The sequence below is a fragment of the Coleofasciculus chthonoplastes PCC 7420 genome (assembly GCF_000155555.1).
Classification (GTDB): Bacteria; Cyanobacteriota; Cyanobacteriia; order Cyanobacteriales; family Coleofasciculaceae; genus Coleofasciculus; species Coleofasciculus chthonoplastes_A.
In genome coordinates this window covers 147,163-171,501 of the sequence record NZ_DS989859.1, presented here as the reverse complement: position 1 = coordinate 171,501, position 24,339 = coordinate 147,163, and the positions used below count along the sequence as shown (strand labels likewise).

The window sequence follows — 24,339 nt, the reverse complement described above, 5'->3', positions numbered from 1 at the left end:
GTCATTCGTCGAGAAGCAAGCTACGTAAAGTCAGGGCGGGTTTAGTTACATCTGGGTGCAACCGAAAAGATAGTAGTGAAACCCGCCTCTACACAATTTCCCCCAGCTGCCCCATCTTCCCCTGCTCCCGATAACTGATAACTAATAACTCCCCATGCCCGCTTAGAATGATAATTGCCCTAATCCTATTACTGATCCAAATCCCTGCTACTTTAATCCTGCTCTCGCGCCTGCTGAAAGGTCCAGGACGTCGTCCTCCCGTAGAAGCCAAGTCCCCTACCCCCGATCAGGTGGGGGTAGTTAGTGTTGTGGTTCCGACTCTCAATGAACGAGAACGCCTCAATCCTTGTCTGATGGGATTAAGTCAGCAGAGTTACGAAGTACGCGAAATTATTGTAGTGGATAGTCACTCTACCGATGGCACACGGGAGTTAGTCAAAGATGCCCAAATCAAAGATCCGCGATTCCGGCTGATGACTGATGATCCATTGCCACCGGATTGGGTGGGACGCCCTTGGGCGTTGCATCAGGGCTATTTGTACAGTTGTCCCGATAGTCAGTGGATTTTGGGCGTTGATGCGGATACCCAACCGCAACCTGGATTGGTGGCGGGGTTAATTGATATTGCTGAAACTTCAGGGTTTGACCTGGTGTCTCTGTCACCGCGATTTATTCTCAAGTATCCGGGGGAATGGTGGCTACAACCAGCGCTGCTGATGACGTTAGTCTATCGATTTGGTCCGACTGGGATTACCAGCAATCCCCCTGAAAGGGTGATGGCAAATGGGCAGTGTTTTTTGTGTCGCCGACAGGTTTTAAGCCAACTCGATGGGTATAACAGTGCCAAGGGTTCATTTTGTGATGATGTGACTCTAGCCCGGTATGCCGCTAGCCAGGGATTTAAGGTGGGATTTTTGGATGGTGCTAATGTGCTGAAAGTCCGTATGTATGAAGGCGCTTGGGCGACTTGGCAGGAGTGGGGGCGATCGCTAGATTTGAAAGATGCTTCTAGCCCAGGTCAACTCTGGAGTGATGTGTGGCTACTGCTGAGTACGCAGGCATTGCCTCTACCCGTGTCTATCGCCGTTTTGGTGAGTTTGAGCCTGGGCATATCTTCACCCGTCCACCTTCCTATCCTAGGGTTAAATCTAGGGTTATTGGTAATGCGCTGGGCATTAGTGGGCGCGATCGCCCGTTCTTATGATTTCACTCCATCCTCATCCCCCGCCGCTTGGTTATTTTGGCTTTCACCTCTGGCTGATCCCTTAGCTGTGCTGCGGATTTTCTTGTCCGCTAGGCAAAGACCAAAACAGTGGCGGGGGCGGATTTATAGCGGTTAGAGAGGGGAAATGGAGGTGCAGAAGGGCAGAGAAGACAAGGCAGATGGGGATGCTTCGCTTTTGTTTCATGGGAGAAGGGGAACTGGATTCTCTTGCTCCCCTCTCCCCGGCGTGGGAGAGGGGCTGGGGGTGAGGGGTTGAGCTTAAGTTGACACGAAAGTCCCCAAACCCGCCCCTACACACTCAACATTTCCCCAATCCCTAATCACTCTTCATCACCCGACTTAACTTGGTCTACTCGTTCTAATTGCCAGAGAATCTGGTTGCCTTCACGCCGCACTCGCGAGACAATCCAGTTGCGCCAGGGCCAATGATCACCCCGACTGGTAACGGCACTGGCATTGATATCCATTAAATCAGCTAGTTCAGAACTACTAATCAGATAGCCCTCACTGGCGATTTCATCAGCAATGCGTAGGGTCTCGATTAAGTTTCCCAGTTGGGCAACTCTAATTTCGCGGGGTAACTCGTCATTGGAATTGTTTGGTGAATCCGGTATTTCTATCATGGGTGTTTCTGATGTAGGAAGGCTCGATGGTACATCTTTGTAAACTACATCAAAAGTGGTCTTTTCATCTGATACCCCTGTTACGGGTGTCTTCTGGGGTAAAGTGGGAGAGGTGGAATGATTCACTTCTTCTAGGACTTGTGTTAGCTTAGGGGATTTACCGTTGGCAAAGGCATTGGCAATTTGATCACAACGCTCGTTGCCTTGGTTGCCACTGTGTCCCCGTACATACTGCCAAGTGACTAGGGGAGAATTGACCGCATCGAGTTTTTCCCATAAATCTTGATTTAAAACGGCTTTTCCTTGAGAGGTTTTCCAGCCTTTCTTTTTCCAGCCCTTAATCCATTTGGTAATGCCGTTCTTGACGTATTCACTATCGGTATAGAGGGTAATCGGCTGAGTTTGTCCAGATCCCTGAACCAGGATCAGGGCTTCAATCGCGGCTAAGAGTTCCATACGGTTATTGGTGGTTTTTGCCGTAGCCCCCCCTATTTCATGCACAGAACCATCGGTAAAATACACAACCGTACCCCAGCCACCGGGTCCTGGATTGCCACTACATGCGCCATCGGTATAAACACTTTTGATTTGACGAGTTACAGGCATTGTTTCGCATTATAAGTAAACTCCTAACTGGTTGTAGCAGAGTTTTTACCCATCGGCACAACAGGTGGTCAAGGGGAGCAGAGGGAGAGAAAGTGATCGAGTCCGTATGACTGTGTAGGGGCGGGTTTTACCCATAACGTTCCGGATCAAACCACTACCTGAACTAAACCCGCCCCGACTGATCCTTCGCTTCACCCAAGGACATGGTTTTGAGTTACGATCTCAAGTGACTATGATAAATAGTACAATTGTTCATCTCCCTCATCTCCCCCTTGTCTCCCTTAAATCCTGAAGCCTCGTGAGTTACGAACCCCTCCATCACAAATATCGCCCTCAGACGTTTGCCGATTTGGTTGGTCAAGAAGCGATCGCGCAAACGCTCACGAATGCTATTCGTCAAGAGAAAGTTGCCCCGGCTTATTTGTTCTGTGGTCCGAGAGGTACGGGAAAAACCTCGTCAGCGCGGATTTTAGCCAAATCCCTTAACTGTCTGACTACCGATAAGCCAACGCCTCAGCCTTGCGGTACTTGTGACGTTTGTCGCACGATCGCTCAAGGAACCGCCCTGGATATCACCGAAATTGACGCGGCGAGTAATACAGGTGTTGATAATATTCGGGAAATCATCGAACGCGCCCAGTTTGCCCCCGTTCAATGTCGCTACAAGGTGTATGTGGTGGATGAATGTCACATGCTCAGTAGTGCGGCGTTCAATGCATTACTCAAAACCCTAGAAGAACCCCCTAAACATGTTGTTTTTGTCTTAGCCACCACCGATCCCCAACGAGTTTTACCCACGATTATTTCTCGCTGTCAACGGTTTGATTTTCGCCGCATTCCCTTGGCGGCAATGGTCAAGCATCTTCAATACATTGCCACCAAAGAAAGTATTAATATTACAACAGAAGCGATTACCTTAGTCGCACAAGTAGCGCAAGGGGGATTACGAGATGCCGAAAGTTTGCTGGATCAACTCAGCTTGTTAGCCGGAGAAATAACGGTTGAATGTATTTGGGATTTAGTCGGGGCAGTACCGGAACGAGACTTATTAGCACTGAGCCAAGCAATCACGGATAATCATGCTCAAGCCGTTCTCGACTGTTGCCGCAATTTAATGGATCGGGGACGAGAACCCTTAGTTGTGCTGCAAAATTTAGCTGGATTTTATCGGGATTTACTAATTGCGAAAACCGCACCCAGTCGTCAAGATTTAGTCGCGGTTACACCGCCAACCTGGAAACAGTTAGGCGAGTTAGCTCAATCGATGGATACGACGGATATTTTACAGGGACAACAACATTTAAAAAGCAGTGAAGTCCAGGTAAAAAACACAACCCAACCGCGCCTCTGGTTAGAAGTGACTTTGTTAGGTTTATTACCCGACGCATTGCGCGTAGAATCGGCAAGTAATCAGACGCGATCGCAACAGGTTAGTCAACCTAGAAAAACCCAGCCACCAGAACCTCAACGCCGTTCTCAACCTCCCTCTCCACCCCCTGCGGCTGCACCTCAAGCGCCAACCCCTCAACCCACTGCCTCAACCCCTGAGACTCAATCACCCCCGCCAGTCCCATCCTCGCCATCCTCTGTGCCACCTGCTCATCAGGAAACCGTACCTGCCGTTCCTGTTGCAGAACAATCGGCGGATCACGAACAAATTTGGCAAAATATTCTTGACAATTTAGGACAAAATAGTGTCAAAGCATTATTAGGTCAGCATTGTAATTTATTTAGTTTTGATGGAACCGTAGCGCAGATCGGAATTACATCTAAACCATTGTTGAAACTAGCACAAGATAAACTGCCCAATATTCAAGCTGCCTTTCAAAGGGTTTATCAGAAAGACATCAAAGTCATGTTCAAAGTTCTTGGAACCACATCGGCTAAACCCGCAGCGACAAATCGGGAACCTGTTACACCATCGCCGTCTAAATCGCCGTCACCTGTAGAAGAGGAAGACGATCAGGATCATAGAAAAACTCAAAGAACTGTTATTCCCCAACCGGAACGTCAAATAGTCCAACCGACTGAAACTTTGTCTAATCAGGCGCAGGAAACTCGATCCGTTTCTCTACCTCAATCTTCGATATCAGAACCTATAGATACTGGAGACTGGGATGAGGAGAAAATTAAAGATGCTGTAACTGCCCTAGAGAAATTTTTTGGTGGTAATGTGATTAATCTAGAGGATGAATTGAATCTGCCTGCATTGGAGACGAGTTCATCCGCTGAGGAAACCAAGCCAACAATATCTTCGCTTCAATCTCAGTCGTTTAATGAGACAGATTCAATCACCATTCAAAATCAGCAAACACCAGAGACAACAACCAATAATTCGGTTCCACCATTACAGCGATCGGATACCTTGGAATACGATGAAAATGGTGATATTGCGTTTTAATTACTTATTCAGCAAGCCCTAAGTATGGCATCACCTTGCTCAGGGAAAATGTACCCTTGCTCCCCCAGCTCCCTCAGCTTCCCCAGCTTCCCCTGCTCCCCCTCACCTCACCACTTATTCAGCAAGCCCTAATTATGTAGCGAGCAAGATGCTCAATGTAGCGAGCAAGATGCTCAATGTAGCGAGCAAGATGCTCAATGTAGCGAGCAAGATGCTCGCACTACGGCAAGGATTTCGCCATCATCACCCCATCACCCCATCACCCCATCACCCCATCACCCCATCACCACAAAACTAGCAGCCTCTAACGACTAATTTGATCCAAGCTTGACGCAGAATCTTCTGCTTGTCTGGGGGATTTGTCTTAATTTGCTGGAGCAATTCACGGGTATTCATCCACTGATACTGATGGATTTCTGCTGAGTTTGGCTGAATTATCGCCTTGCTATCCGCAATGATGAGTGCTGCAAAATAAGCTTTTCCTATCATTCTATTTTTGTCTACCCATCCGCGCACAGAATACATTAAGTCACGTTCGTCTCGGCGATATTCCGGGAATAAACGCTTGCCTACCCAAATACTACGTCTAAATTGAATTTGCAATTCGCTTAGTCCCAATTCTGTCTTCAAGCAGCGCATTGAAGCGGTTTTGGGACTGTCTTCTAGATGCATTCCTTCTTGGGGAGGCATCCATATAGACTGATCCTGAAGGGGCTGCACTAACAGATATTTCTTTTCGGGATCAGTCGATTGAATGAAACAAATAACCTCTGGACGAAATCCGGTTAAATGGAGGCGATACTTCTGGTTAAAAATCCATTTGTATCCGAGCCGCAACCAGTCTAATTCTAAGTTCATAGCCTATCCCCGCCACAATCAGGATTTCTTCTAAGCTATCTGCTTATTAGAAAGGGGGGCTTCCAAATTAAATAGGGAATAGGGAATTTTAACCCAATCGGTAGGGGGTTGCTCTACGTAGGGTGGGCAATGCCCACCTACCGTTTCCAACTAATCCGATTTAACCCAATCGGTAGGGAGTTCGTCTGACAGCCTTTACCCAGTAAGGGTTTCAGCCGCCGAATCGACGCATCCAAACGAAAAATATAGGGTTTCAGCGATTTGCCGAGATGCGTCGATGAACATCTGAAAATTGCCCTCAAACCTAGATACCATAATACTTTAACGGGATTTGAGTAATGCTTGTAGTGGCGTGGCACACCTTATTTGATGAATTAGAATTGGTTCGTAGTGAGGGCTTCAGCCCTCTCCAGCTAAGCGTTATAGCACTAATACCGAGTTGCGTTCTATCATGTCATTCTGAGCGAAGCGAAGAATCTGGACAGATGCTTCGCGTCACTCCGTTTCACTGCGTTTTGCTCAGCATGACAGATTCTACCCTAGACTGCAACTTAGTATAAAGTGCTTACTACAAACAAAACCCTATTTTAGCTGGGTCAGTCCAGTCGTGGCGTGGCACACCTTATTTGATGAATTAGAATTACGCCCGGAAACTGTAGGAGCGCTCATACTTGCGCCCGATTCAATGGTCAAAAATTAATCGAACATCTCAATGATAAAATACCTGAACAACCGATAAAGCAAGCTACCTAACACCAGGCAATAAGCTGTCATGCATTTAAATTGGGTATTAGTAGCGAGCAAGATGCTCGCACTACCATCCTTTCGCCGTTATTGATATTAAGGTTTAAATGCCGAACAGCTTACACAATTAACCGCTAAATCATCTGAAGAGGTCAAGATGGCTTTCAGTAATTATAAAGATATCAGTTCAGTTCTCAAAGAATTTCAAATCACCTACACTGAAGCTAATTTCATGGAAGAGATTGAATTTAGTATCCCTGATTACTTCCGTGAAGACTTGCAAACTGTTATGCAGGATGGAGTCCCCAATGCTTCAGAATTTTCGATTTGTGAGAATCTAATTTATCCAATTCTTAAGGAAGTGTGGAAATGCTATCGGAGTAACTTTGTTTTGTGGGGACATAAATCCTTAATCTATGATGAGAATCTTTCCGGGTTTCCTGAGTATATTTTGGCGAAACGCTCCCCATTAGGGAAAGTCGTATTTGACAAGCCTTATTTTCTATTAGTTGAAGCAAAACAAGATAAATTTGCTGAAGGTTGGGCGCAGTGCCTTGCTGAAATGGTGGCGGCGCAAAAGTTGAATGATGAACTGCCTGTCATTATTTTCGGTATTGTCTCGAATGGGAAAGACTGGGAATTTGGCAAGCTAGAAAAAGATTCATTTACTCAAAATAAAAATCGCTACCTGATTCAGGATTTGGATCAGCTATTTGCTGCTGTAAACTATGTTTTCCAAAAATGTGAATTGCAACTCAATGAGCTAGTTGCTGCTTAACCAGATATCCCTCTTTCAACAGTTATATAGCAGTTCCAAATGAAACGTGAAAATATTACCCCTCCCAAACCCTCCCCTTAGCAAGGGGAGGGCAGGGTGGGGTTCACAACTCAAATGAAAACGCTATAGCAACCGCCATAACGGTTAGGACACATCATTTAGTAAAGACGTTCCGGCGGAACGTCTCTACAAAATGGGAAATTGCGTAGTTTTTGTTACGGTTTTTGGGAGATTGTAGTATCGATTTTGATTTCTGGACTGGCGCTCTAGATTGCTGATGGTCGGTAGGGTCTAGACCACGCGCAACAGGAGCTTGATATCCTGGTGTTTCCAACTAATCCGATTTGACCCAATCGGTAGGGTTAGGACACTCAAAGTAATAAACGGGACAGTAAAGTTTCCAACTAATCCGATTTGACCCAATCGGTAGGGATGATCACTGGTCTCACTTAGTCCCAGCGGATGCTGTTTCCAACTAATCCGATTTGACCCAATCGGTAGGGAAGCTAAAACGACTGATAGTCTGGGGCGGCATCTTGTTTCCAACTAATCCGATTTGACCCAATCGGTAGGGCGGGTGCTAGCGTTACCTTAAATTGGGAACGGCACTTGTTTCCAACTAATCCGATTTGACCCAATCGGTAGGGATGCAAGGAAAAACTAGAAATCCTGCATACGAAGTTTCCAACTAATCCGATTTGACCCAATCGGTAGGGAAAAACCGCGAGAGATGTCTACCACTCAGGTTTCCAACTAATCCGATTTGACCCAATCGGTAGGGAGTTCGTCTGGCAGCCCTTACCCAGTAAGGGTTTCAGCGACCGAATCGACACCACTGCTGAAATTATAATGCATCCTGCCAAAAATTGAACAAACCACATACTTCAAACCCTCTCCCTGTCGGGCATCGACGCATCTCAACGAAAAATATAGGGTTTCAGCGATTTGCCGAGATGCGTCGATGAACATCTGAAAATTGCCCTCAAACCTAGAACCCACAATACCTTGACGGGATTCGAGTGCTGTTTTAACTTCACCAAAGCCGTTGAAACCCTTCAGGTTCAGTATCCAGGAAATCCAGAAAATCATCACACTTACGCGAATCATCCGGAAAAATCGTCAACAGTTCCAAATAATTAGGCGTACTTCTTGGTGTCTTCTTCCCTGGATTCTTTGGATTATCCACCAACTTCACCACCGGATACATCCGATGCCAGAGTCTTCCCACTTGACTAATTTGCCCCGTCACCGAACTTTGCTTAATACTCTGTTCAGCTTCCCTGAATCGGCGATTTGCTCTTTGATAAGCTTCGTGCAACCACTTGATAGCCACACAATCTTCATCACCCTCCGCCAAACGCCCCCATACTTCCACACCATCCGGATACCATGCTTCTCGCCAGTTGGCGTGATTCCTTTCATCCGGGTTTTACCCCCTGCAACTGCATCCATTCTGAAGCAATTTGCCTTACCTGATCAATAAATCGCCCAACCCGATTTAAACTAGAAACCTTAGCCCCATAAGTTAATGACGTTTTGTCCCATTGCCAATGACACCCGATCAGAGGTTTCCTACGTTTATAATACTCCTGATAAAATTGCCGATGATCTGCCCGTCGCCACGACTTCCCAAACCCGCCAAATAGCAAAGCAAACCGCATTAAAGCTGGCAACAGTTTTTTTAAGGTTTGCTGCTTGCTTTCATCCAATTGGCGAGGCGACATCAACAGCCAACGTAACTCGCCAGCCACTTTATACGTGGGTTCACCATACCCCTCTGTAAACGTACCCAGTTGTAAATCCGATGTTTTAAACGCACAGGTTAATAACCCCTGGGTTCCGCCATCATTCACTCCGCCAAACAAATTTTCGACTAACGCCTCGGCTGTTTGCTGATTCGTTAACCCGCCGAAAATTCGCAAAGCGTGTCCCCGCAAACTCCCGCGAAAAATATTAGGACGAAATTCCGTTTCGCCACCAATTAATTGAGGTGCCTGCCCTTCTCCTTTCAAAAATGTCTTGTACAGTTGTTGCCCTTGAATCGGAATCGGATACTCCTCCTCTGCCAACTCCGTTAACCGCGCTTTGGGTAATCCATAGCCACTGCTGGTGCGACAACCCATTCCATACCCTAACGCCCGTTCCCAAATTGCCCAAACTTCCTGCCAATCCGTATCCGGTAACGGGCTAGAAATGCCAAACTGAATCGCAGGTTCCGATAGGGAAATTAAAGCAAATCCTGTCTCATTACGCGGTTTTTCATGAGTGTGATGAGTCTGTACCTGCCATTTCTGCTGCGGGTGAACAATATCGACTAAATTTTGTTTCCAATCATTCACCGGATAGCCGCCATGAAACCGTAATAAACTCGGTTCATCACTATTTTTAGTCAAGCGGTAGCGTTGCTTTTGTTCTGAAGTACAAGCTTGACAAAACAATCCTTTCATGCTGCTACCGGGATAAAAGGGCAAGCCAAAGGCACCCAGCGCCGGGAAAATAATTCCCTCAAATTGTCCGCCATTGGTGACAAACCGCCACTGCATTTTATAGGTTCTCGTCGTAACAGTTTTACCCGGATCAGGTGGTTGGGGATAGGCTTCTTGCGTCCACTCAGACGCCCATCGTTGGGAGTCTTGTACCTCAGCCTCTTGATTGATGTATTGAAGTTGCGATCGCCCTTTTATTTGCGCCTGAAACATCAACGGCACTAATTGAGCGGCATTGGCTATATTAACCATGTTGAATTCTCCTGAGATTAGGGAACGGGGAACGGGGAACTGGGAACGGGGAATGGGGGAGATGGAACATCTTTGGTAGGGGCGGGTTTTACTTTTAACGTTTCGTTTTCACCTGGATATGACTAAACCCGCCCCGACTAAATAACAAATGACAAATGACTTAATTCTCCTCATCACTCGACAAATTACCGGGACCCTTATAGCGCTGTGTCCACCATACGATCGCATCGCATAATTGAGTCAGTACAGCTAAGATAATTCGCTGATCTTCTACCGTAATTGACCACAATTTTCCAGCCATGGCTTGCACCGTGTTAGGATTTCTCACATCAACCGGATCATTGGGAATTGTCACCCCTGCGGGTTGCATAATGCTGACTAAAGCATCCCAGGTGGCTTTCCAATATTCACCTTTACAGTCAAATTCATCCCCGTTTTTCTTCGACTTTCCCTTTAGCCGCAGATGTTCGCCCCAAAATCGCTCTAACCCATAAGCTACCGCTTCCCGCATTTTAAAAGATTGATTTAAGGATTGGCGATCGCGTTGTCTGGCGTCTAGAACTAAGGTTTGGGCAATTTGGTCTAAACTGTGAAACTTTCGCCCATCTTCTACTAAACTATAGTATTTCCAAGCCATTAACTTAAACCTCCTGTTTTTCAGTCTCAGTTTGCTGCGGGGAAAACGCTTCCCCAGCTAAAGTCACATTGCAGCGACCAAATCCAATTGATTCCAACCCACCAAAATAAAGTTCTTGGGAATAAGGCTGATTCGGTTTGGGTTCTCCAAAGGGTTTCCAGCCGAGTTGTTTTAATGCCACAGGAAACGCTAAAATACTCCCCACGGGTAACGCCTCCACATTAAAAAATGCCCCGGTTTTCGTATCGACTTTCTTCATATCCTCCAGCATCTTAATCCGGCTTTGTCGATACAATCCCATATCATGCAACCTGGCGATATCATTGTCATCAACCACGACTAATTGCTTGACCTGCACATCTACGCCAACAGGTATCCAATCGGCTAAACTTTCATGGTGTTCAATGCCTAAAAACCCCAGATTAAAGAATAAAACTTTTTCAGTCGTTCCGGGGACAACACGGGCTTTTAACTCCGGATCAGCCGTGTACGGATCAGGAACTTTAGCGTTAATTTCAGCAATTTTCTGATAGCGTTTGAGCAGGGATGGACAGCTAACCCAAACAATCGGTTGTCCTGGAGAAAATACAGGGAACCAAACTAAAGAGGCATATTCAAACTTAACTAAAGCTTCAGTTGTCCCGCCATCTTTTTGGTTCGGGTTAGTAACAGCTTCATGACCATACCAAAGCGCCACATCATTATAGCGAGATTCGGTTTGCGATCGCGTGCCATTATTCGTCGCATGATTCCGCATATCTGCCCGAAATCGTCCCCGAATTGAACTCCCTGGAATCATCCCCGTTTGGGTAAATTGGTCGCGAAAAATTAGGTTCAGATTTCCCGTTTCTTCTCCCGCACTAGCACCCACATGAAGGGGGGCTTGGGTTTCAATAATGCCGTAGGCTTTGTGATACATGGTTAACTCTCTAAACTATTTAAATCCAAAACTATGACAGGGGTAACGCTAATCCACATCCCCAACGTTTATAGGAATACCCTTCATCCGGAAACCAGCATTTATCCCAGTCAAACCAAGGTTTAGGAATACCTTTTTCCAATACATAAACGGTTCCAGGGGGAACGGCATAACGTCCCCTAGCTAGGCGTTTGGTATCTCCTGTTCCCCCTAACCGATAGCGAAAAGGACGAGGACGTTCGGTGAAAACTTGGGCATTTTCCCATTCTGGTGCTGTTATCCAGTCCTGTTCTTGCCTAATAGTAGGAAATCGGTAAGACAAGCGATTAGAACCCCACACCGCAGGCGTGATTAGGGCAAAATTATTTCCCACAGGTTGATTTAATCGTCCTAAAAGCGTTTCATTGGTAATCGGTTGACACTGTACCTCAACTAAATGTCCTTCACCGCCAAACCGATACCAACCGTCATCAATGGGAGTATTGGTCAAATACACTAAACAGGTATCGGGATGCATTTGAATTGAATTTTCCAAAAACAAACTTCCCTGTTCTGAACTAGCATCAACTCGACGTTGTTCGGTTTCTAAACGTGGATGTAAATGAGGTAAATATTGCCAAGGCGCTTTAGAAACGGTTTCCGCTTTCTCCCATTGGTTAATTGGTAGCCAAGTTTCCGTATCAAATTTACCCGGTTTGAGGGGTTGCCATTGTTGGGTTTCGCTGTTCCAGGTTAATTTTTCAATGATTTTCCCTTGACGAATTTTTTCCTCATCTTGTGGGGGATTCATCTCGGCTAAATAGTTAAAGGGAGTCGGAACATAAAAGTTTTGAGTATCCTTAGTATACGCCCAAAAGGGTCCGGCTAGGGTTAAATCGGGTAAGTTTAATTGTTGGGTGGTTTCCCCTCTTTTGTTGATTCCCGGTTGACTGTATTTAGCTGCATATAATCCCGATACTGTTGCTGCACTAGGCGGAAAGCTATTTCCAGATCGCCCAACTAGGTTATCGGGTGAAAGGAAGGGACCCGCACTACCATAGAGAAAACCAAGGGGTTGGATAATAATCAGGTGACTAAACATAATACTGTAAGGGGCTAAGTGGGTGGAGACAATTAAAGTTAACGGTTGAGATTAGGGAACAGGGAACAGTAAGGGTCTGAGGGATATTTACAAAACTTAATACCGTGCCGTTTTCTTTTGTCCGACTCCTTAGGGTTAAGCATTCTCGGTGACTGAGGAGGACAAATGAAAACCCACTTTAGCCAAGTTAATCACCCAGTTGTTTAAAGCCTTAATGTTTTGCTTTTCTTGGACATGGGGTTGATTGCCTAAAATTCCTGTTTTCTGTTGATGATCAGCATCCGATGTATCCCACAGATGGGTTTCTAAACATTGGCGATTTTCGGGGGTAAAGTAAAGTTCAAACAACCCCAGGGCAATTTGAGTTTGCTCCTGAAAAGCATGGCGAGATTCTAAGGTGGTAACATCATTATAAAAATGTGTCCAGTTGGGGGTTGTTTTATTCCCTTTGGGCTTTTCTTGCAGCGCGGCTAACGTGTCTCCCTCTCTGTCTTGATAGCTTTCTAGGAACTGTTGCAAACACCACCAAGGACAAACCCATTCTAGGTAATTGCCACTATTAAATAGAATCCGAATAGCGAGGCGATCGCGTCCCTTGTTTTTGGCTGATTTTTCTGCTTCTCGACAGTGTTGTAGCACATCTCGTTGGGGGACGCTAGGGGCTGCCCAAACTAAGCCGACACTTACGGTAATCTTGTGTTTATGTTGTTGCCAGATTTGGGGGAATTGATAGAACCAATTCAGGCAATCTTGAGCGGTTAATTTCGGTTGATTTGGCTCAGGAATTCGGTAGAGAACACCGAGGAAATCATCCCCTCCGGCATAGATAATCCGTCCATCAGCATCTAAATTCCGCCGTTTGACTCGCTCTGCTTGAGTCGGGGGTAAATAATATTTGAGATTTCTGCCCCATTCCATCATGGCTTGGCTAAAGGTGTGGAGAGAGTCGGCTTCATCTGCCCCTTTTTCTTTTAAATGGCGCAAATAGTCGCCAATCTTATCCCCATCCCCCTGAAAGTATCCTGCCCATAATTTATTGTCAAATCGGTTTAAGTCAACAAAGCTTTGGGGGATTTCAATACTCGGCAGGTCTTTTTCAGAAATAAATTGATTGGCAATAGCATCTAACGTGATTAACCGTTTAATCAGTTCTGGAATACTCAAGCGTTCAGACGGATCGAGAATGGATTCTCCTAAGTGCTGGCTGAGTTGGTGGTAAAACTGATTAATGTCCTGAGTTTGTTCAGCCATGCTAGAGTTAAGGGGATGGGTTTTATCGGTCATCCGAGGGTAGGCGATCGCTCCCGTTCCCGATAAGGTTGAACTTTCTCCTTGCCAGTTAATCGCTATCCAATTTCGTTGGGTTTTAAGTTGATTCAGTTTACGGCGAGCGTGAGTCATTAGGGTGACATCTTCTGGCGTAATGTCAGTTGCTTTGGCTTGACTCAATTCTGCATCAGTGCTTTGCGTCCAAAAAAACTCCCAGGCATGATTTGACCAAGCATTCCATTCCCGTTGCCAGGTATAAGTAAAGGTGTTTAAGGCTTGCTCGATATATTTCTGACAGGTTTCGACAACTGTTTGCCAAGCCTGATTAAAAGCCGCTTCAGCTATGTTTTCGGGGAAATTTCCAGCAATAATAATTTGGTTGGGTGTACCTTGGGTCACATTAATTAAAGCTGGAGAGACAACCCGACAGTCATGTTTTTTAGCGGCATGGCAAATTGCACAAGCTAAATAAGAAAGGAGAAAAGAACTGCCGTATAAGTCCCGCAGTTTGCGTGATTTCTCAATGAAACCCTGTACGGGAGCAAAGGTAATCACAGTGTAACATTGATTGTCTTTATCCATGTTCATTAAGTAGGTGGACACAATTAAAGTTAACAATTGAGATTAGGGAACGGGGAACGGGGAATAGGGAACAGGATGTAGTGGTGTGACCCAACTAAAATAGGATTTTGTTTGTAGTGAGAACTTTAGTTCTCTAACGCCTAGCTGGAGAGGGCTGAAGCCCTCACTACGAAGCAAATCTATCCCACCATTTTAGCTGGGTCTGTCCAGCCTGCGGTTAAAGCTTTGGGCGGCTAAGAACGTATTGTCGCTATCGGCAAGAATGAGTACCCGACGATTGGTTCCCATAAAGGTTTGGCATCCTTTGCTTGTTTGTTACTTGTATTAAAACATAAGTGTGGAAGGGGGGTTTTCTTTTACCACAAGGGAACGGGGAAGTTAGTAGTGGCGTGGCATCCCTTATTTGATGAATTAGAATTACGCCCGGAAACCGTAGGGGCGCATGGCGTGCGCCCGATTCAATGGTAAAATCTATTCCACAATTTTAGCTGTGCCATGCTACGACTTACATTTTGCCATTGTATTGCCCAATACTAATGATTCCCAGTTCAAGGAGTTTTGTGGCGAAGAGTTCAGAGACTTCTTTACTGGGGAATTTTAGGATTCTGACACTAGGAATCCAAGTGCTATTTCCTAAATACGTCCCCGAATAGTGAGGAATAATTTCTATCACTTTTTCCATGTTTGATTGTTGGATTAAAAAGAATTCGTGGTACATTATGCCATCTCATTAAACAGCTACCTAGGCTTATTTTTAACGTAAGGATGGAAAAGGGGTTTTCTTTAATTGTCATTTGGGTTGGGTGAATGTGGCACGGCTAAAGAAAAAGGGTGGGATGACCCACCCTTCCAACTAATCCGATTTAACCCAATCGGTAGGGACCAAGAACCGCTTTATACAGAATCCCTACTCTGTTAATGTAGTATGGTTTTGTAGTATAAACCTATAATCTAAAATTATAGGTGTATGCTCCAGCAGGTTGCTTTTGCCTTATCATTCAAGATCCCTAGTTTTTAAAAACTTGTTATAACTGCCATCGCAGCTCAAAGACTTACACCAATCCCCACTAATTCGAGCAGTTCCCCGACGAGCTGGTAGCAAAGTACCACGAATCGTAATATTTAAATCTGGACAGTCATCAATAGGATCAAGTGGACAATTGCAACAGATTTGAATGCTACTTTGTCCAGGAGGGTTATAAACTAAGCGATATTGTAAATCAATACCTGTAACCGAGAACAATGAAAAAGACCCCAAACGGGCAGATAAAAGTTTTTGCTCATACGTAAAGTACCCTTGGTTTATGCAGTTACCCGATAAGCTTACCCCTTTAAAAGCAGTTGCACTTAAATTACTCAATTGAATTTGAGAGGGATTGGAAATTGTACCGACAAAAACCCAATCACCATAATCTGTGAAACTACCATCAAAATAAGGAATGAAACCGCCAGCAGTTTCTTTAGAACAAGCTATTTTTAAACTTCTATTACGCACTTCAACACTATATGTGCCAGATGGCAAATCACCGCAATTTGCTAAATTCTCTTGCGATAATGCTGGCAACGCAACGAAAAAGGATGAAACAACAATTGTCTTCAATAGTTTAAACATTATTTATTTATTTATTTTCCAAATCATTAATAAGGCTATTAAATTGTTCTTGTGTTATCTCTGGATAAGAGTTTATTTGAGTATTCAACTTTAATAAACAACGGCGATAGCCCTGAACAAGTAGCGGATAGTAACAAACATCAGAAGGTAGAATAAAATTTATCCGCTCAGTTTTTAAAAAGTCTGAGGTAGTACGCAAAAATCCAAAAGTTACTCCCTCAGTTACTCCCTCAATAACTGAGTCATCGGGTAGATCATCCACTGGGTCATCGGGCATATCCACCACTGAGTCATCGGGTAGATCATCCACTGGATCATCGGGCATATCCACCACTAAGTCATCGGGTAGATCATCCACCAGATCATCAGGCATATCCACCACTAAGTCATCGGGTAGATCATCCACTGGGTCATCGGGCATATCCACCACCGGACTATCGGGTAAATCAACTACCGGATCATCGGGTAGATCATCCACTGGATCATCGGGTAATTCTAGCTCTGACTGTACTACCAAATTTAAATCAACAGAGAAATCTTGCCCCACATTTCCAACACGGAAAACTCGGACATCTTGATTTGAAACGATATCACCTAAGCCAAAACTTAAAGTAAAAATATTAAGTGGCTCAAAACTTAAAGTTTGAAGAAATAATTCCCTAGATAGCGGATTAGAAAATATAAAAATATCCCTATCTTCAAAATCTTCCTCAACTTCTAAATCCACAATTGGATACACTGAACTGAACGCGGAACGCGGCACAATTGACCAGTAATCCCTATCTGTGGCAACTTTCCAAGGAATAGAATTAAATCCTACAGAGAACCGAATATCCTCTGACTGTAACTCACCCAACGAAACTACGGAACTTCCTGATAAATCTATCTTTTCGGCTTGAATCGTTCCTAAATTTAAAATTGGATTAGAAAGACCTGAACCAAATATCAAAAATGTTGGATCACCATTACTTGATTCTATACCCTGTCCAATGGCAAAAGGTGTAGAAAACCACTCCTGACCCGCGTAAAGCGGGAACCCGTCATTACCAAATTGTAATGATGTAGCCGTCGAAGCATAAAATGCAGCAGGTACATTGATTTGTGCGTGTTGACCAAAAATAATCCCGTTAGAGTTCAAAAAGTAAAAATCTGGATTACCTCCAGTAATTTTTATCAATCCATCTATAAATGATGGATCATTCCCAATCACCCGATTAAAAATATTCTCAGTTAAAGGATTAGCTAAAAAATTAACTATCTGTTCCCGAGTCAAGCCAAACTGCTCAAACGTATGAAATATATTTTTACCATCCTCAGATAACACCCCCGCATCAATCACAAATTCTTGACCCGATTGATTAACTACAGTCGGCTCGACTGACTGTATTTGAGCTAAGAAAAACAAAATCATACTGCAACCCCCAAGTTTAAAATATATCTATCACCTATATAGTCCCAGTCTAGCGAAGCAGGTAAACCATCTTGATTTTGTTCATCGCCAGAACGACCAACACAGTCAATGCGGTCTAACATTGATTGCTTAACGTACTGAGACACAATGCCACCAACTGTAAGCGATCGCTTTTTATAAAGTTGGTCTGTCAAATCATAAAGCCAATCAGGATCAGAACTTAAGTCTGACGGCTTCACACAATATTTTACTAGCTCCAAAATTGACTTTAAATCACCGCTACGGCAAAATTTAGCTTTACAGACTGGCTGATAATCAACCTGCAACGAACGCGCCCACATTCTAGACCATTCCATGTCGTCTAAAAGCCATCTGGGAAACCTACCACCAGACAGAAAAAACATTACATGATAATGCGGATGAGTATCACCAAACTGAGAAAGTGACCAAGTTACCTCCAAAGCTTTAATATATCCTACAACTACTCCAGACCGACGCAGAGAAGATAACAGCCGATTAAAAGCAGAAGCCATTAACTCTAATTCATCTCTAAGACCTTTAATACAACAATTCCGAGAGGTTAAGGTAACAAAGATTACATTTACTTCATTTTCTAAATACAATCGCCGCAACCCCTGAAAGAATTTAGCACGCCATTTACCAACCTTAGCCCACTGACAAAGCGGACAACGAGGACAACGACACCAATGGACATTATTTATAAACCCTACCAAATCCCCCTGGATATTTTGCATGGCAAAATCTAAATGTTCCGCACAGTTCAAAATTCTTTCAGCATAGCTACGAAAATCATCTCGCTCACTCATCGCATAAAAGCCAGAAACCTTAATACTCTGTCGTTTCAGCTCGTCTAATCCGTCCACTGACACCCCCCTAATCAAAATGTTTGAGTTATTACTTAATTATCAAGTACATAGTATTGGGCTATCGCCCTACCACACCGAGGACGCTTCGCGACGGCGCTCCGACAAGCTACGCGCCCCGTCTGCGACTCGCTCCCTACTGGCATCCTTTGCTAACAACTTACGCCATTGATCGCGATTATCAGATTTAGGATTAGATTGACTAACAAAAACAGCAGATTTACGCCAATAAGTTAAAGGAAATTGCATAGTAGGTTTATCCTCAACCCGTAGAAAACTGCCGTAATCCTTAAACAAAAGTCGGTCATATTCGGTAAGTTGCCCAACAACAACTTTATCAGATAAACGAGCCGAATTAATAGCCGCCTTTGCCCCAGTTAAAGCACCAGATAGTATTTTCTTCTCAAAAACACTATAATTTTTAGCTGTAAATATCCGATAATATTTACTCATTAACTCAGTATTTCTGAGCTTTTGACTGTAACGAGTTGGACAATCCGCCACGATATAAGAAGCGCTCATCTCACGAAGATTACGGTCTACCTGTTCTTTATACTGAGAAATCCAAAATAAACGGCGTGAATCATGCCTAATTTGAGCTATGTCAGACAGAAATTGCAACGGGATATTTTTAAAATTACGGGCATTAAGATAAACCCCAGCTTCGTCAATTAAATAAAGAGTATTTTTCTCTTGCATAAACTCAACTAATTTTAAGTTAGTACCCTCAGCACATGATCTAACCTTAATACCACCATGCAAAAGACGACTCAAAAGCCAGGTATATCCAAGACCAGAAAAATAGTGATATAAAGCCCTTGCGTTTAAACTGAAGTTTACAACAACATCTAGTTGTAACTCTTCAGCCATCTCAAAGCCAGCAATAAGAGCAATAAAAGTTTTGCCAGTGCCAGGAAGACCCAAAACCCCAGTTATCGGACCAGGTAAAACGTACATTAAAACCTCCCCGCAATAATCTTATATATTTTGTACGGAGCAACTAACCCCAAAACCAACGAGACACTTTGCGCCGCTTCTAAAATTATCGACTGACCCACAAAAGGAACCTGATTAACTACCTGTTGACTCAATGAAGCCAAGGTCAAATCAGGCGGAGTTGGAGGCAAAATATGACTAAATGCTGATATACAACTACAAACAAATTGTCCAAATGTTCCCATTTTATCACCTCATAACCAAAGAACTGCTGAGATTAACATACCTAAAATTATCGCTGGCTCAATTTTGTGATAGATATCCAAAATCCAGCACAATTCATAATGTCTATCCCAAAACACTACATTTGGACAACTCAAAACACCAGGGGCAGGGGCAGCTACAAAGTCAAAGGGAAATTTATTATGATAGTGAGCCTGAACACAAGCCCAAATAGTCGGAGCATCAGTTGGGTCAAATTCCGGTCCCGTTTCAATTTCTACCTCTACATTTAAATCTCCTTGACAGTTACCAGCCGGCACCTGAACCACCAAAAACATCGCCACTAGGAATAAATAAATTAGGGATTTTGTACAAAATCGCCTAACGCTGGAAATAGAAAAATCCATGTCTATCACCTCAACCTCCTATCAAATAACAGGGGGAAAGAAATAGACTTTCCCCCAAACCTGCAAAAGAGATTACAGGTTACCAATTACTACACGTCGGAACGTGCGAGCCGCCGCAGAGAAACCCATTGGCGTCACAACAACCTCAGTAAAGAGCACGGTCAAGGTTGCCAAAGTTGTACTCATGGTGTTAATTTGATCAATCGCCTGATCGAATCCCGAATCTTGCGCTTTAGCCGGAGTAGCTAAAGAAGTAATCACCAGACCAACGAAAAAAGCAAAAACCCACCGCCGACAACTTTTAGGAATCAAATAGAGCGGACTAAATTTCCGCAGCGAACCAGACACCGGAGCAATTAATTTACCAATCATAGCCACTATCTCACTTTCTACTTTTTGAAAAAATACACAGCAAGGCCGACAATAGCACAGTATCCTAAATAGCCTTTTGAGGCAGCTATCCCCCAGTCGAGAGCGTCTGAGAAAAAAGAAGCTAACTCAGTAGCACTACTTGGATCTGTCATATCGAACGCTAAATAAATCAGGGGGAGAACGACTCCGAGCATATACTTTACCTCCCAAAAAATGACGATAAAACCATACCAATTGTGATTGAAGCCAACAAACCAACACCACCCCAATCTGTAAAATGTTGCTGAGCTTGCTGAAACATCCCCCCAGTGAAAGCAAAAGGAGTGCCAACCACCTCAGACATAGCATTAGTAAATCCAACACACTCCGGCGGGCAATCCAGGCCCGGACAAAAATTAAGACAATCTGATTCATCCATAAACCCTCACCGCCGATAAATAATAAATCTGAACGCCGCGATTCCGGCTAAACCACCAACAAATGTAATTAACTCCGGCTCAATCTCATCAATGATATTTTGCTGAAGAAACTGATCTGGCGTGAAGGGCATCGAAAACTCGAAAGCCAGATATAAAGCCCACATTACTTATTCTCCTTAACTCGCTTCATTTTACGCTTTAACCCCGATGGTTTTTTATGCGCCCTAGATTGCCTAAAATTTAGGTAAAAGTTCAAGGCTACAAATCCAATCATCAAGGGAATATAGAAAGGAGCTATACGCATCCCCCACTCAGCCAACCACTTTATGAAATCAAACATCCGAACCTCTATTCTGGAACTACGGAAAAAAACAAATGTAACAAAATCCAAAGTAAAACAACTTGAAGGATATGTATTGCCAGACCAAACATCTCAGGACTGAAAAAAATCGAAATGATTCCAGCTTTTGAATCAAGTGATATCGCTGCCTCTAATACTTTCTCTCGTACATCATCGGGTACTTCGTGAGATGCCCAAATAAGACAGTCTACAAAGCTGGATGAATCAACGCTATCCAATCCATACTTACAGACCAAACCATCAAAGGAAATTTCAACTGTACCGGATAATGTATCCCAGGAGAAAGTAATCATCGCTAAATTGACCCAAATAGAAATTTAGCTAGTTTGCAGGAAATACCAAAACCGTAAATTAACACAAGAGAATTGGCGACGATATCCAAACCAACATAAGCTGACTCAACAAACAGGTTAAACTGTTCAATCATAAGATTCTATGGCACTAACTAAATCAGTATTGCTTGAAGATTCAAAAGATAAATCATCTTGCCGACCCTGTTTTTGGTCATAGACAAAATAATTAATGTCTTTTCCGTCAAGCTTAACTAAACCTAGAAATGTGTACCAAGACCCACTATTACTAGAATTCTGTTGAGTCCAACCATCTGAGGCAAACTCGAAACTACAGACAGAACCCTTACGAAGTCCCAAAAGTTTAAGCCGTTCCCAAACTGGCAAAGTAACCTTAAATTTAGTCCAAAATTCAAAGAATTTTACGTGTTCAATAGACATCAACTTATCTTTGCCAGGAATCCAGCGCCGAGCCGCCAGTGTAATCTGAATTTTATCAGCAGAGTTTTCAGATTTCTTTTCAGCTTTAAAAGCGTCAATTACCTCACAGTCATCAATTCGTACTATATCTAAATGCTTGGCGTTAGCCATAATTCACCTCACTACTTCCACTCAATATCAGATTCAGGAACAGTTAGATCAGTCCCTTTAAAATCGATTGTGTACTTACATTCATTAAGTACGTTACAATCCTGATCCATTATTTCTACCAAATTATCTTGGTAATACGGATTCTTACCTACACCACAGACAACTAAGAGTAATGCAAAAGCCAAAGCAAACCAAACCATAACCCGCACCTAGAACGGTATAAACTTAAACGAAAAATCCTTGACGCCTAAAACCTCCTCCCCAAACTCATCAATTAATTCCCAAGAAATCTGCGGACGAATGCAAAAGCCATAGGCTATCTGCCCAGAAAAATGGCTGTAGCATATCGTATTCACGATAATCAGTCCATCTCCATCTTTAAATCGACCGTGAAGAAATGCCCAGATAAAAACCTCCCAATTGAGCCAGCGACTACGTAGACGATACTGATTTATTGGTGCAAGAGCCCGAACTAGAGCTTGATTCTGAGCCTCTATCCTTGCGATTAACGCAGACAACATGGTACGGAATCACCCCCTTCTTAACCACAGTAAATACTGTCAGCTTCACTTAATCCCTCCTCAAAATTGGACAGAAGAATCCCTCGTCATTTAGAACGATAACCCAGGTAACAACGAGGGATTAAAAAAAGAATGAATGCTCAAGGCATGACTCTATTAAAAATGCTCTCTTGGTAAAGAAAGCAAAATTGGGGACATAATGACCCCAAATATTTAGTTATGTAAATAATTATGTAAAAATATTGCTATAGCCGAGACCAGATATTGTGAGTAGAAGCTAGCCAAAACTTCTGGAAAATAGTTGGTGGATGAGAACCACTAAACCACCGCTTAACGGTCTTCTCAGAGCAAAAGCAGATCACAGCCAACTCGGAGTAGGTTACATCCCAGTAAACTAAAAACTCATGTGGGGTCATCTGTGGTAACTCAATCTGAATACGCTTAACAGCAGACCAATGACGACGACCTGGATAACGGGGATGCATTAGACAATCCTCAATTCGACTACTAAGGACTAGAAAAACTTAATCAACGCCAGGGGCTAGACAAGAATTCATCCAACCCCAGGGGCTTAAAAATTTCTTGTTGAGGCAAGCAAGCGAAAATACATGAAAGAGGAAGAAGTTGCCAAAACCTGAGAAAATAACATGTCTTCGTCTAAATCTTCAAATTGCACATCAAAATTCCTTAAAAAGTCTGTACGGCGCAAAACATTTAAGGACTTAACTTTATCTTCCCAAGAAAACTGACTAAGATAACATTCAACATAATCCACAGGAATATCACCTACTTGAACTAAAAAAGATATCTCAGCTATGGCAACATCCAAACTGGGATAAATGGGTTTATCTATCATTTTAAAAAGACAACGAGAAATCCGTGAGCCAAAAAGCACTCCAAAAAGAAGAACTGGTTTAACAAATGCAGCTAGAAAAAGTTGTTCAAGCATTGATTCTTCAAACTAAAAGATATCGGCAAAAGACAACTGGCGACCGCTGAAAACTGAACGCCAGGAAGACTTAAGGGAAACAAGACACGCCGGGAAAGTAACAACTTTTTCGCAGAAACGGCGAAGCAACCGACCAACGACAGCGAGTACAGGAATCCACTCAAAATCAATCATTACTTTGTGGATAAACTTGCTTTCCTTAATTTCTTCAAAAAAAGTAACTTGTGAATCAAACAAAGAAAGCTGAACGGATTCGTCAGAAGGAATTAATTGAATTAAAGCTTGATAAAGACTCTGTAACGCCTCTAAGACATTTAAATTCATCTGACGAAGGTTTGAATCATACTGAACTAATCGAATGATATAAGCCAAATCAGACAAATATTGGTGAAACGCAGGATTGCGTAATTCCTGAAGATTGGCATCTTGCCAACACAGCAAAGACTTATTCAATTTTTCAAGAAAGCCTCGAACTTCTTTAGCCTTACACTTGAGGAGATATTTACCCGGTTGCTTAAAACGATTGGATATCCTCTGAGATGCATAATAATAGAGGCGAGAATAGCATATATGTAGAGAATCAATAGATTCTTGAATTAAGTCTACATCAGAATCTAATTGAGAATCATCATCATCAATTAAAACTTGACTTGTTTGGTTAACCACATCTAGATTAAGCTCAGTCTGAACTACGACGGTATATCCTTTAGCCTGAAGTATTTTAGTAAACTTATCTAGGCTAACTTTAGGGAAACCAGCACAAGGAACATGTAACTGTTCACCAAGACGCTTTTTAAATAGAAAAATGTCACACTCAGCCGATACTATTTTAGCGGCAGCATAGTAAGCTTCGTAAAATTCAGAATTGGGAAATAAAGCAACTACAGACATAATCTTTTACCT

General features: G+C 43.3%; 26 protein-coding genes, 1 pseudogene and 1 CRISPR repeat array. Of the genes and pseudogenes, 3 read left to right on the top strand and 24 right to left on the bottom strand.

Features of this window, described 5'->3' with window-relative positions:
* Window positions 1–167: 167 nt before the first annotated feature.
* Window positions 168–1,340: a 2'-O-glycosyltransferase CruG gene (gene cruG / locus MC7420_RS24175; protein ID WP_006103639.1), complete on the top strand. Its 1,173-nt coding sequence runs from the start codon at window positions 168–170 to the stop codon at window positions 1,338–1,340.
* 205 nt (window positions 1,341–1,545) lie between these two features.
* Here the strand turns inward: cruG and rnhA are convergent, their stop codons facing one another.
* Window positions 1,546–2,454, bottom strand: a complete 909-nt coding sequence (gene rnhA, locus MC7420_RS24170; RefSeq protein WP_006103632.1) for a ribonuclease HI — start codon at window positions 2,452–2,454, stop codon at window positions 1,546–1,548.
* Window positions 2,455–2,752: 298 nt separating this feature from the next.
* Here rnhA and MC7420_RS24165 point away from each other — a divergent pair, with 298 nt between their 5' ends.
* Complete coding sequence (locus MC7420_RS24165) at window positions 2,753–4,855, top strand: DNA polymerase III subunit gamma/tau (RefSeq protein ID WP_006103570.1); 2,103 nt, start codon at window positions 2,753–2,755, stop codon at window positions 4,853–4,855.
* Window positions 4,856–5,149: 294 nt separating this feature from the next.
* Here MC7420_RS24165 and MC7420_RS24160 read toward each other — a convergent pair whose 3' ends face one another.
* Together MC7420_RS24160 and MC7420_RS40320 are read right to left on the bottom strand one after the other, a co-directional pair.
* Window positions 5,150–5,713, bottom strand: a complete 564-nt coding sequence (locus MC7420_RS24160; protein ID WP_006103592.1) for an NUDIX domain-containing protein — start codon at window positions 5,711–5,713, stop codon at window positions 5,150–5,152.
* A gap of 137 nt (window positions 5,714–5,850) precedes the next feature.
* Window positions 5,851–6,072, bottom strand: a complete 222-nt coding sequence (locus tag MC7420_RS40320; RefSeq protein ID WP_157453303.1) for a hypothetical protein — start codon at window positions 6,070–6,072, stop codon at window positions 5,851–5,853.
* Window positions 6,073–6,614: 542 nt separating this feature from the next.
* Here MC7420_RS40320 and MC7420_RS24155 point away from each other — a divergent pair.
* Window positions 6,615–7,235, top strand: a complete 621-nt coding sequence (locus tag MC7420_RS24155) for a hypothetical protein (protein WP_006103681.1) — start codon at window positions 6,615–6,617, stop codon at window positions 7,233–7,235.
* A gap of 326 nt (window positions 7,236–7,561) precedes the next feature.
* Window positions 7,562–8,017: direct repeats of the CRISPR family, unit length 37 nt; unit sequence GTTTCCAACTAATCCGATTTGACCCAATCGGTAGGGA.
* Window positions 8,018–8,268: 251 nt separating this feature from the next.
* Here the strand turns inward: MC7420_RS24155 and MC7420_RS24150 are convergent.
* From MC7420_RS24150 to MC7420_RS24055, 21 genes and pseudogenes are all read right to left on the bottom strand, one after another.
* Window positions 8,269–9,973: pseudogene (locus MC7420_RS24150) on the bottom strand (hypothetical protein).
* 160 nt (window positions 9,974–10,133) lie between these two features.
* Entirely contained in the window at window positions 10,134–10,610 is a 477-nt protein-coding gene (locus MC7420_RS24145; protein ID WP_006103718.1) for a hypothetical protein, read from the bottom strand.
* Window positions 10,611–10,614: 4 nt separating this feature from the next.
* Window positions 10,615–11,529 (bottom strand): RAMP superfamily CRISPR-associated protein, encoded by a 915-nt coding sequence (locus MC7420_RS24140; protein ID WP_006103654.1) that lies wholly within the window; start codon window positions 11,527–11,529, stop codon window positions 10,615–10,617.
* 31 nt (window positions 11,530–11,560) lie between these two features.
* The gene (locus MC7420_RS24135) at window positions 11,561–12,610 is read right to left on the bottom strand and encodes a type III-B CRISPR module-associated Cmr3 family protein (protein WP_006103693.1); all 1,050 of its coding nucleotides are present in this window, start codon (window positions 12,608–12,610) and stop codon (window positions 11,561–11,563) included.
* A gap of 135 nt (window positions 12,611–12,745) precedes the next feature.
* Window positions 12,746–14,461 (bottom strand): Cas10/Cmr2 second palm domain-containing protein, encoded by a 1,716-nt coding sequence (locus MC7420_RS24130; protein WP_044209390.1) that lies wholly within the window; start codon window positions 14,459–14,461, stop codon window positions 12,746–12,748.
* A 505-nt stretch (window positions 14,462–14,966) separates the two neighbouring features.
* Complete coding sequence (locus MC7420_RS24125) at window positions 14,967–15,143, bottom strand: hypothetical protein (protein ID WP_157453302.1); 177 nt, start codon at window positions 15,141–15,143, stop codon at window positions 14,967–14,969.
* A 312-nt stretch (window positions 15,144–15,455) separates the two neighbouring features.
* Complete coding sequence (locus MC7420_RS24120) at window positions 15,456–16,073, bottom strand: hypothetical protein (protein ID WP_006103622.1); 618 nt, start codon at window positions 16,071–16,073, stop codon at window positions 15,456–15,458.
* Window positions 16,074–16,080: 7 nt separating this feature from the next.
* Window positions 16,081–17,484: a filamentous hemagglutinin N-terminal domain-containing protein gene (locus MC7420_RS24115; protein ID WP_006103529.1), complete on the bottom strand. Its 1,404-nt coding sequence runs from the start codon at window positions 17,482–17,484 to the stop codon at window positions 16,081–16,083.
* Window positions 17,481–18,374, bottom strand: coding sequence for a protein rep (locus MC7420_RS24110; protein WP_044209389.1), 894 nt, complete (start codon window positions 18,372–18,374; stop codon window positions 17,481–17,483). The genes MC7420_RS24115 and MC7420_RS24110 overlap by 4 nt, the downstream gene beginning before the upstream one ends.
* 63 nt (window positions 18,375–18,437) lie before the next feature.
* The gene (locus MC7420_RS24105; RefSeq protein ID WP_006103670.1) at window positions 18,438–19,325 is read right to left on the bottom strand and encodes an ATP-binding protein; all 888 of its coding nucleotides are present in this window, start codon (window positions 19,323–19,325) and stop codon (window positions 18,438–18,440) included.
* The gene (locus MC7420_RS24100) at window positions 19,325–19,549 is read right to left on the bottom strand and encodes a hypothetical protein (protein ID WP_006103582.1); all 225 of its coding nucleotides are present in this window, start codon (window positions 19,547–19,549) and stop codon (window positions 19,325–19,327) included. Before MC7420_RS24100 ends, MC7420_RS24105 begins: the two co-directional genes overlap by 1 nt.
* Window positions 19,550–19,558: 9 nt before the next feature.
* The gene (locus MC7420_RS24095) at window positions 19,559–19,933 is read right to left on the bottom strand and encodes a hypothetical protein (RefSeq protein ID WP_006103669.1); all 375 of its coding nucleotides are present in this window, start codon (window positions 19,931–19,933) and stop codon (window positions 19,559–19,561) included.
* 72 nt (window positions 19,934–20,005) lie between these two features.
* Complete coding sequence (locus tag MC7420_RS24090; RefSeq protein ID WP_044209386.1) at window positions 20,006–20,305, bottom strand: hypothetical protein; 300 nt, start codon at window positions 20,303–20,305, stop codon at window positions 20,006–20,008.
* A gap of 199 nt (window positions 20,306–20,504) precedes the next feature.
* Window positions 20,505–20,723, bottom strand: a complete 219-nt coding sequence (locus MC7420_RS24085) for a hypothetical protein (RefSeq protein ID WP_044209383.1) — start codon at window positions 20,721–20,723, stop codon at window positions 20,505–20,507.
* 6 nt (window positions 20,724–20,729) lie between these two features.
* Window positions 20,730–20,888: a hypothetical protein gene (locus MC7420_RS40310; RefSeq protein WP_006103628.1), complete on the bottom strand. Its 159-nt coding sequence runs from the start codon at window positions 20,886–20,888 to the stop codon at window positions 20,730–20,732.
* 184 nt (window positions 20,889–21,072) lie between these two features.
* The gene (locus MC7420_RS24080) at window positions 21,073–21,378 is read right to left on the bottom strand and encodes a hypothetical protein (protein ID WP_006103698.1); all 306 of its coding nucleotides are present in this window, start codon (window positions 21,376–21,378) and stop codon (window positions 21,073–21,075) included.
* Window positions 21,379–21,380: 2 nt separating this feature from the next.
* Window positions 21,381–21,512, bottom strand: coding sequence for a hypothetical protein (locus MC7420_RS43495; RefSeq protein WP_006103691.1), 132 nt, complete (start codon window positions 21,510–21,512; stop codon window positions 21,381–21,383).
* On the bottom strand, window positions 21,505–21,966 hold the full coding sequence (locus tag MC7420_RS24075) for a hypothetical protein (protein WP_006103695.1): 462 nt from the start codon (window positions 21,964–21,966) through the stop codon (window positions 21,505–21,507). The genes MC7420_RS43495 and MC7420_RS24075 overlap by 8 nt, the downstream gene beginning before the upstream one ends.
* 209 nt (window positions 21,967–22,175) lie before the next feature.
* Complete coding sequence (locus tag MC7420_RS24065) at window positions 22,176–22,487, bottom strand: hypothetical protein (RefSeq protein WP_006103680.1); 312 nt, start codon at window positions 22,485–22,487, stop codon at window positions 22,176–22,178.
* Between the two features lie 571 nt (window positions 22,488–23,058).
* Window positions 23,059–23,436, bottom strand: coding sequence for a hypothetical protein (locus tag MC7420_RS24060; protein WP_006103704.1), 378 nt, complete (start codon window positions 23,434–23,436; stop codon window positions 23,059–23,061).
* A gap of 12 nt (window positions 23,437–23,448) precedes the next feature.
* The gene (locus MC7420_RS24055) at window positions 23,449–24,327 is read right to left on the bottom strand and encodes a MutS N-terminal domain-containing protein (protein ID WP_006103686.1); all 879 of its coding nucleotides are present in this window, start codon (window positions 24,325–24,327) and stop codon (window positions 23,449–23,451) included.
* Between the last annotated feature and the right edge of the window lie 12 nt (window positions 24,328–24,339).

Coding starts and splice junctions, on each gene's coding strand:
- cruG (WP_006103639.1), top strand. CDS start 168: ATGATAATTGCCCTAATCCTATTACTGATCCAAATCCCTGCTACTTTA.
- rnhA (WP_006103632.1), bottom strand. CDS start 2,454: ATGCCTGTAACTCGTCAAATCAAAAGTGTTTATACCGATGGCGCATGT.
- MC7420_RS24160 (WP_006103592.1), bottom strand. CDS start 5,713: ATGAACTTAGAATTAGACTGGTTGCGGCTCGGATACAAATGGATTTTT.
- MC7420_RS24155 (WP_006103681.1), top strand. CDS start 6,615: ATGGCTTTCAGTAATTATAAAGATATCAGTTCAGTTCTCAAAGAATTT.
- MC7420_RS24145 (WP_006103718.1), bottom strand. CDS start 10,610: ATGGCTTGGAAATACTATAGTTTAGTAGAAGATGGGCGAAAGTTTCAC.
- MC7420_RS24140 (WP_006103654.1), bottom strand. CDS start 11,529: ATGTATCACAAAGCCTACGGCATTATTGAAACCCAAGCCCCCCTTCAT.
- MC7420_RS24135 (WP_006103693.1), bottom strand. CDS start 12,610: ATGTTTAGTCACCTGATTATTATCCAACCCCTTGGTTTTCTCTATGGT.
- MC7420_RS24130 (WP_044209390.1), bottom strand. CDS start 14,461: ATGGATAAAGACAATCAATGTTACACTGTGATTACCTTTGCTCCCGTA.
- MC7420_RS24125 (WP_157453302.1), bottom strand. CDS start 15,143: ATGGAAAAAGTGATAGAAATTATTCCTCACTATTCGGGGACGTATTTA.
- MC7420_RS24120 (WP_006103622.1), bottom strand. CDS start 16,073: ATGTTTAAACTATTGAAGACAATTGTTGTTTCATCCTTTTTCGTTGCG.
- MC7420_RS24115 (WP_006103529.1), bottom strand. CDS start 17,484: ATGATTTTGTTTTTCTTAGCTCAAATACAGTCAGTCGAGCCGACTGTA.
- MC7420_RS24105 (WP_006103670.1), bottom strand. CDS start 19,325: ATGTACGTTTTACCTGGTCCGATAACTGGGGTTTTGGGTCTTCCTGGC.
- MC7420_RS24100 (WP_006103582.1), bottom strand. CDS start 19,549: ATGGGAACATTTGGACAATTTGTTTGTAGTTGTATATCAGCATTTAGT.
- MC7420_RS24095 (WP_006103669.1), bottom strand. CDS start 19,933: ATGGATTTTTCTATTTCCAGCGTTAGGCGATTTTGTACAAAATCCCTA.
- MC7420_RS24090 (WP_044209386.1), bottom strand. CDS start 20,305: ATGATTGGTAAATTAATTGCTCCGGTGTCTGGTTCGCTGCGGAAATTT.
- MC7420_RS24085 (WP_044209383.1), bottom strand. CDS start 20,723: ATGGATGAATCAGATTGTCTTAATTTTTGTCCGGGCCTGGATTGCCCG.
- MC7420_RS40310 (WP_006103628.1), bottom strand. CDS start 20,888: ATGTGGGCTTTATATCTGGCTTTCGAGTTTTCGATGCCCTTCACGCCA.
- MC7420_RS24080 (WP_006103698.1), bottom strand. CDS start 21,378: ATGATTACTTTCTCCTGGGATACATTATCCGGTACAGTTGAAATTTCC.
- MC7420_RS43495 (WP_006103691.1), bottom strand. CDS start 21,512: ATGATTGAACAGTTTAACCTGTTTGTTGAGTCAGCTTATGTTGGTTTG.
- MC7420_RS24075 (WP_006103695.1), bottom strand. CDS start 21,966: ATGGCTAACGCCAAGCATTTAGATATAGTACGAATTGATGACTGTGAG.
- MC7420_RS24065 (WP_006103680.1), bottom strand. CDS start 22,487: ATGTTGTCTGCGTTAATCGCAAGGATAGAGGCTCAGAATCAAGCTCTA.
- MC7420_RS24060 (WP_006103704.1), bottom strand. CDS start 23,436: ATGCTTGAACAACTTTTTCTAGCTGCATTTGTTAAACCAGTTCTTCTT.
- MC7420_RS24055 (WP_006103686.1), bottom strand. CDS start 24,327: ATGTCTGTAGTTGCTTTATTTCCCAATTCTGAATTTTACGAAGCTTAC.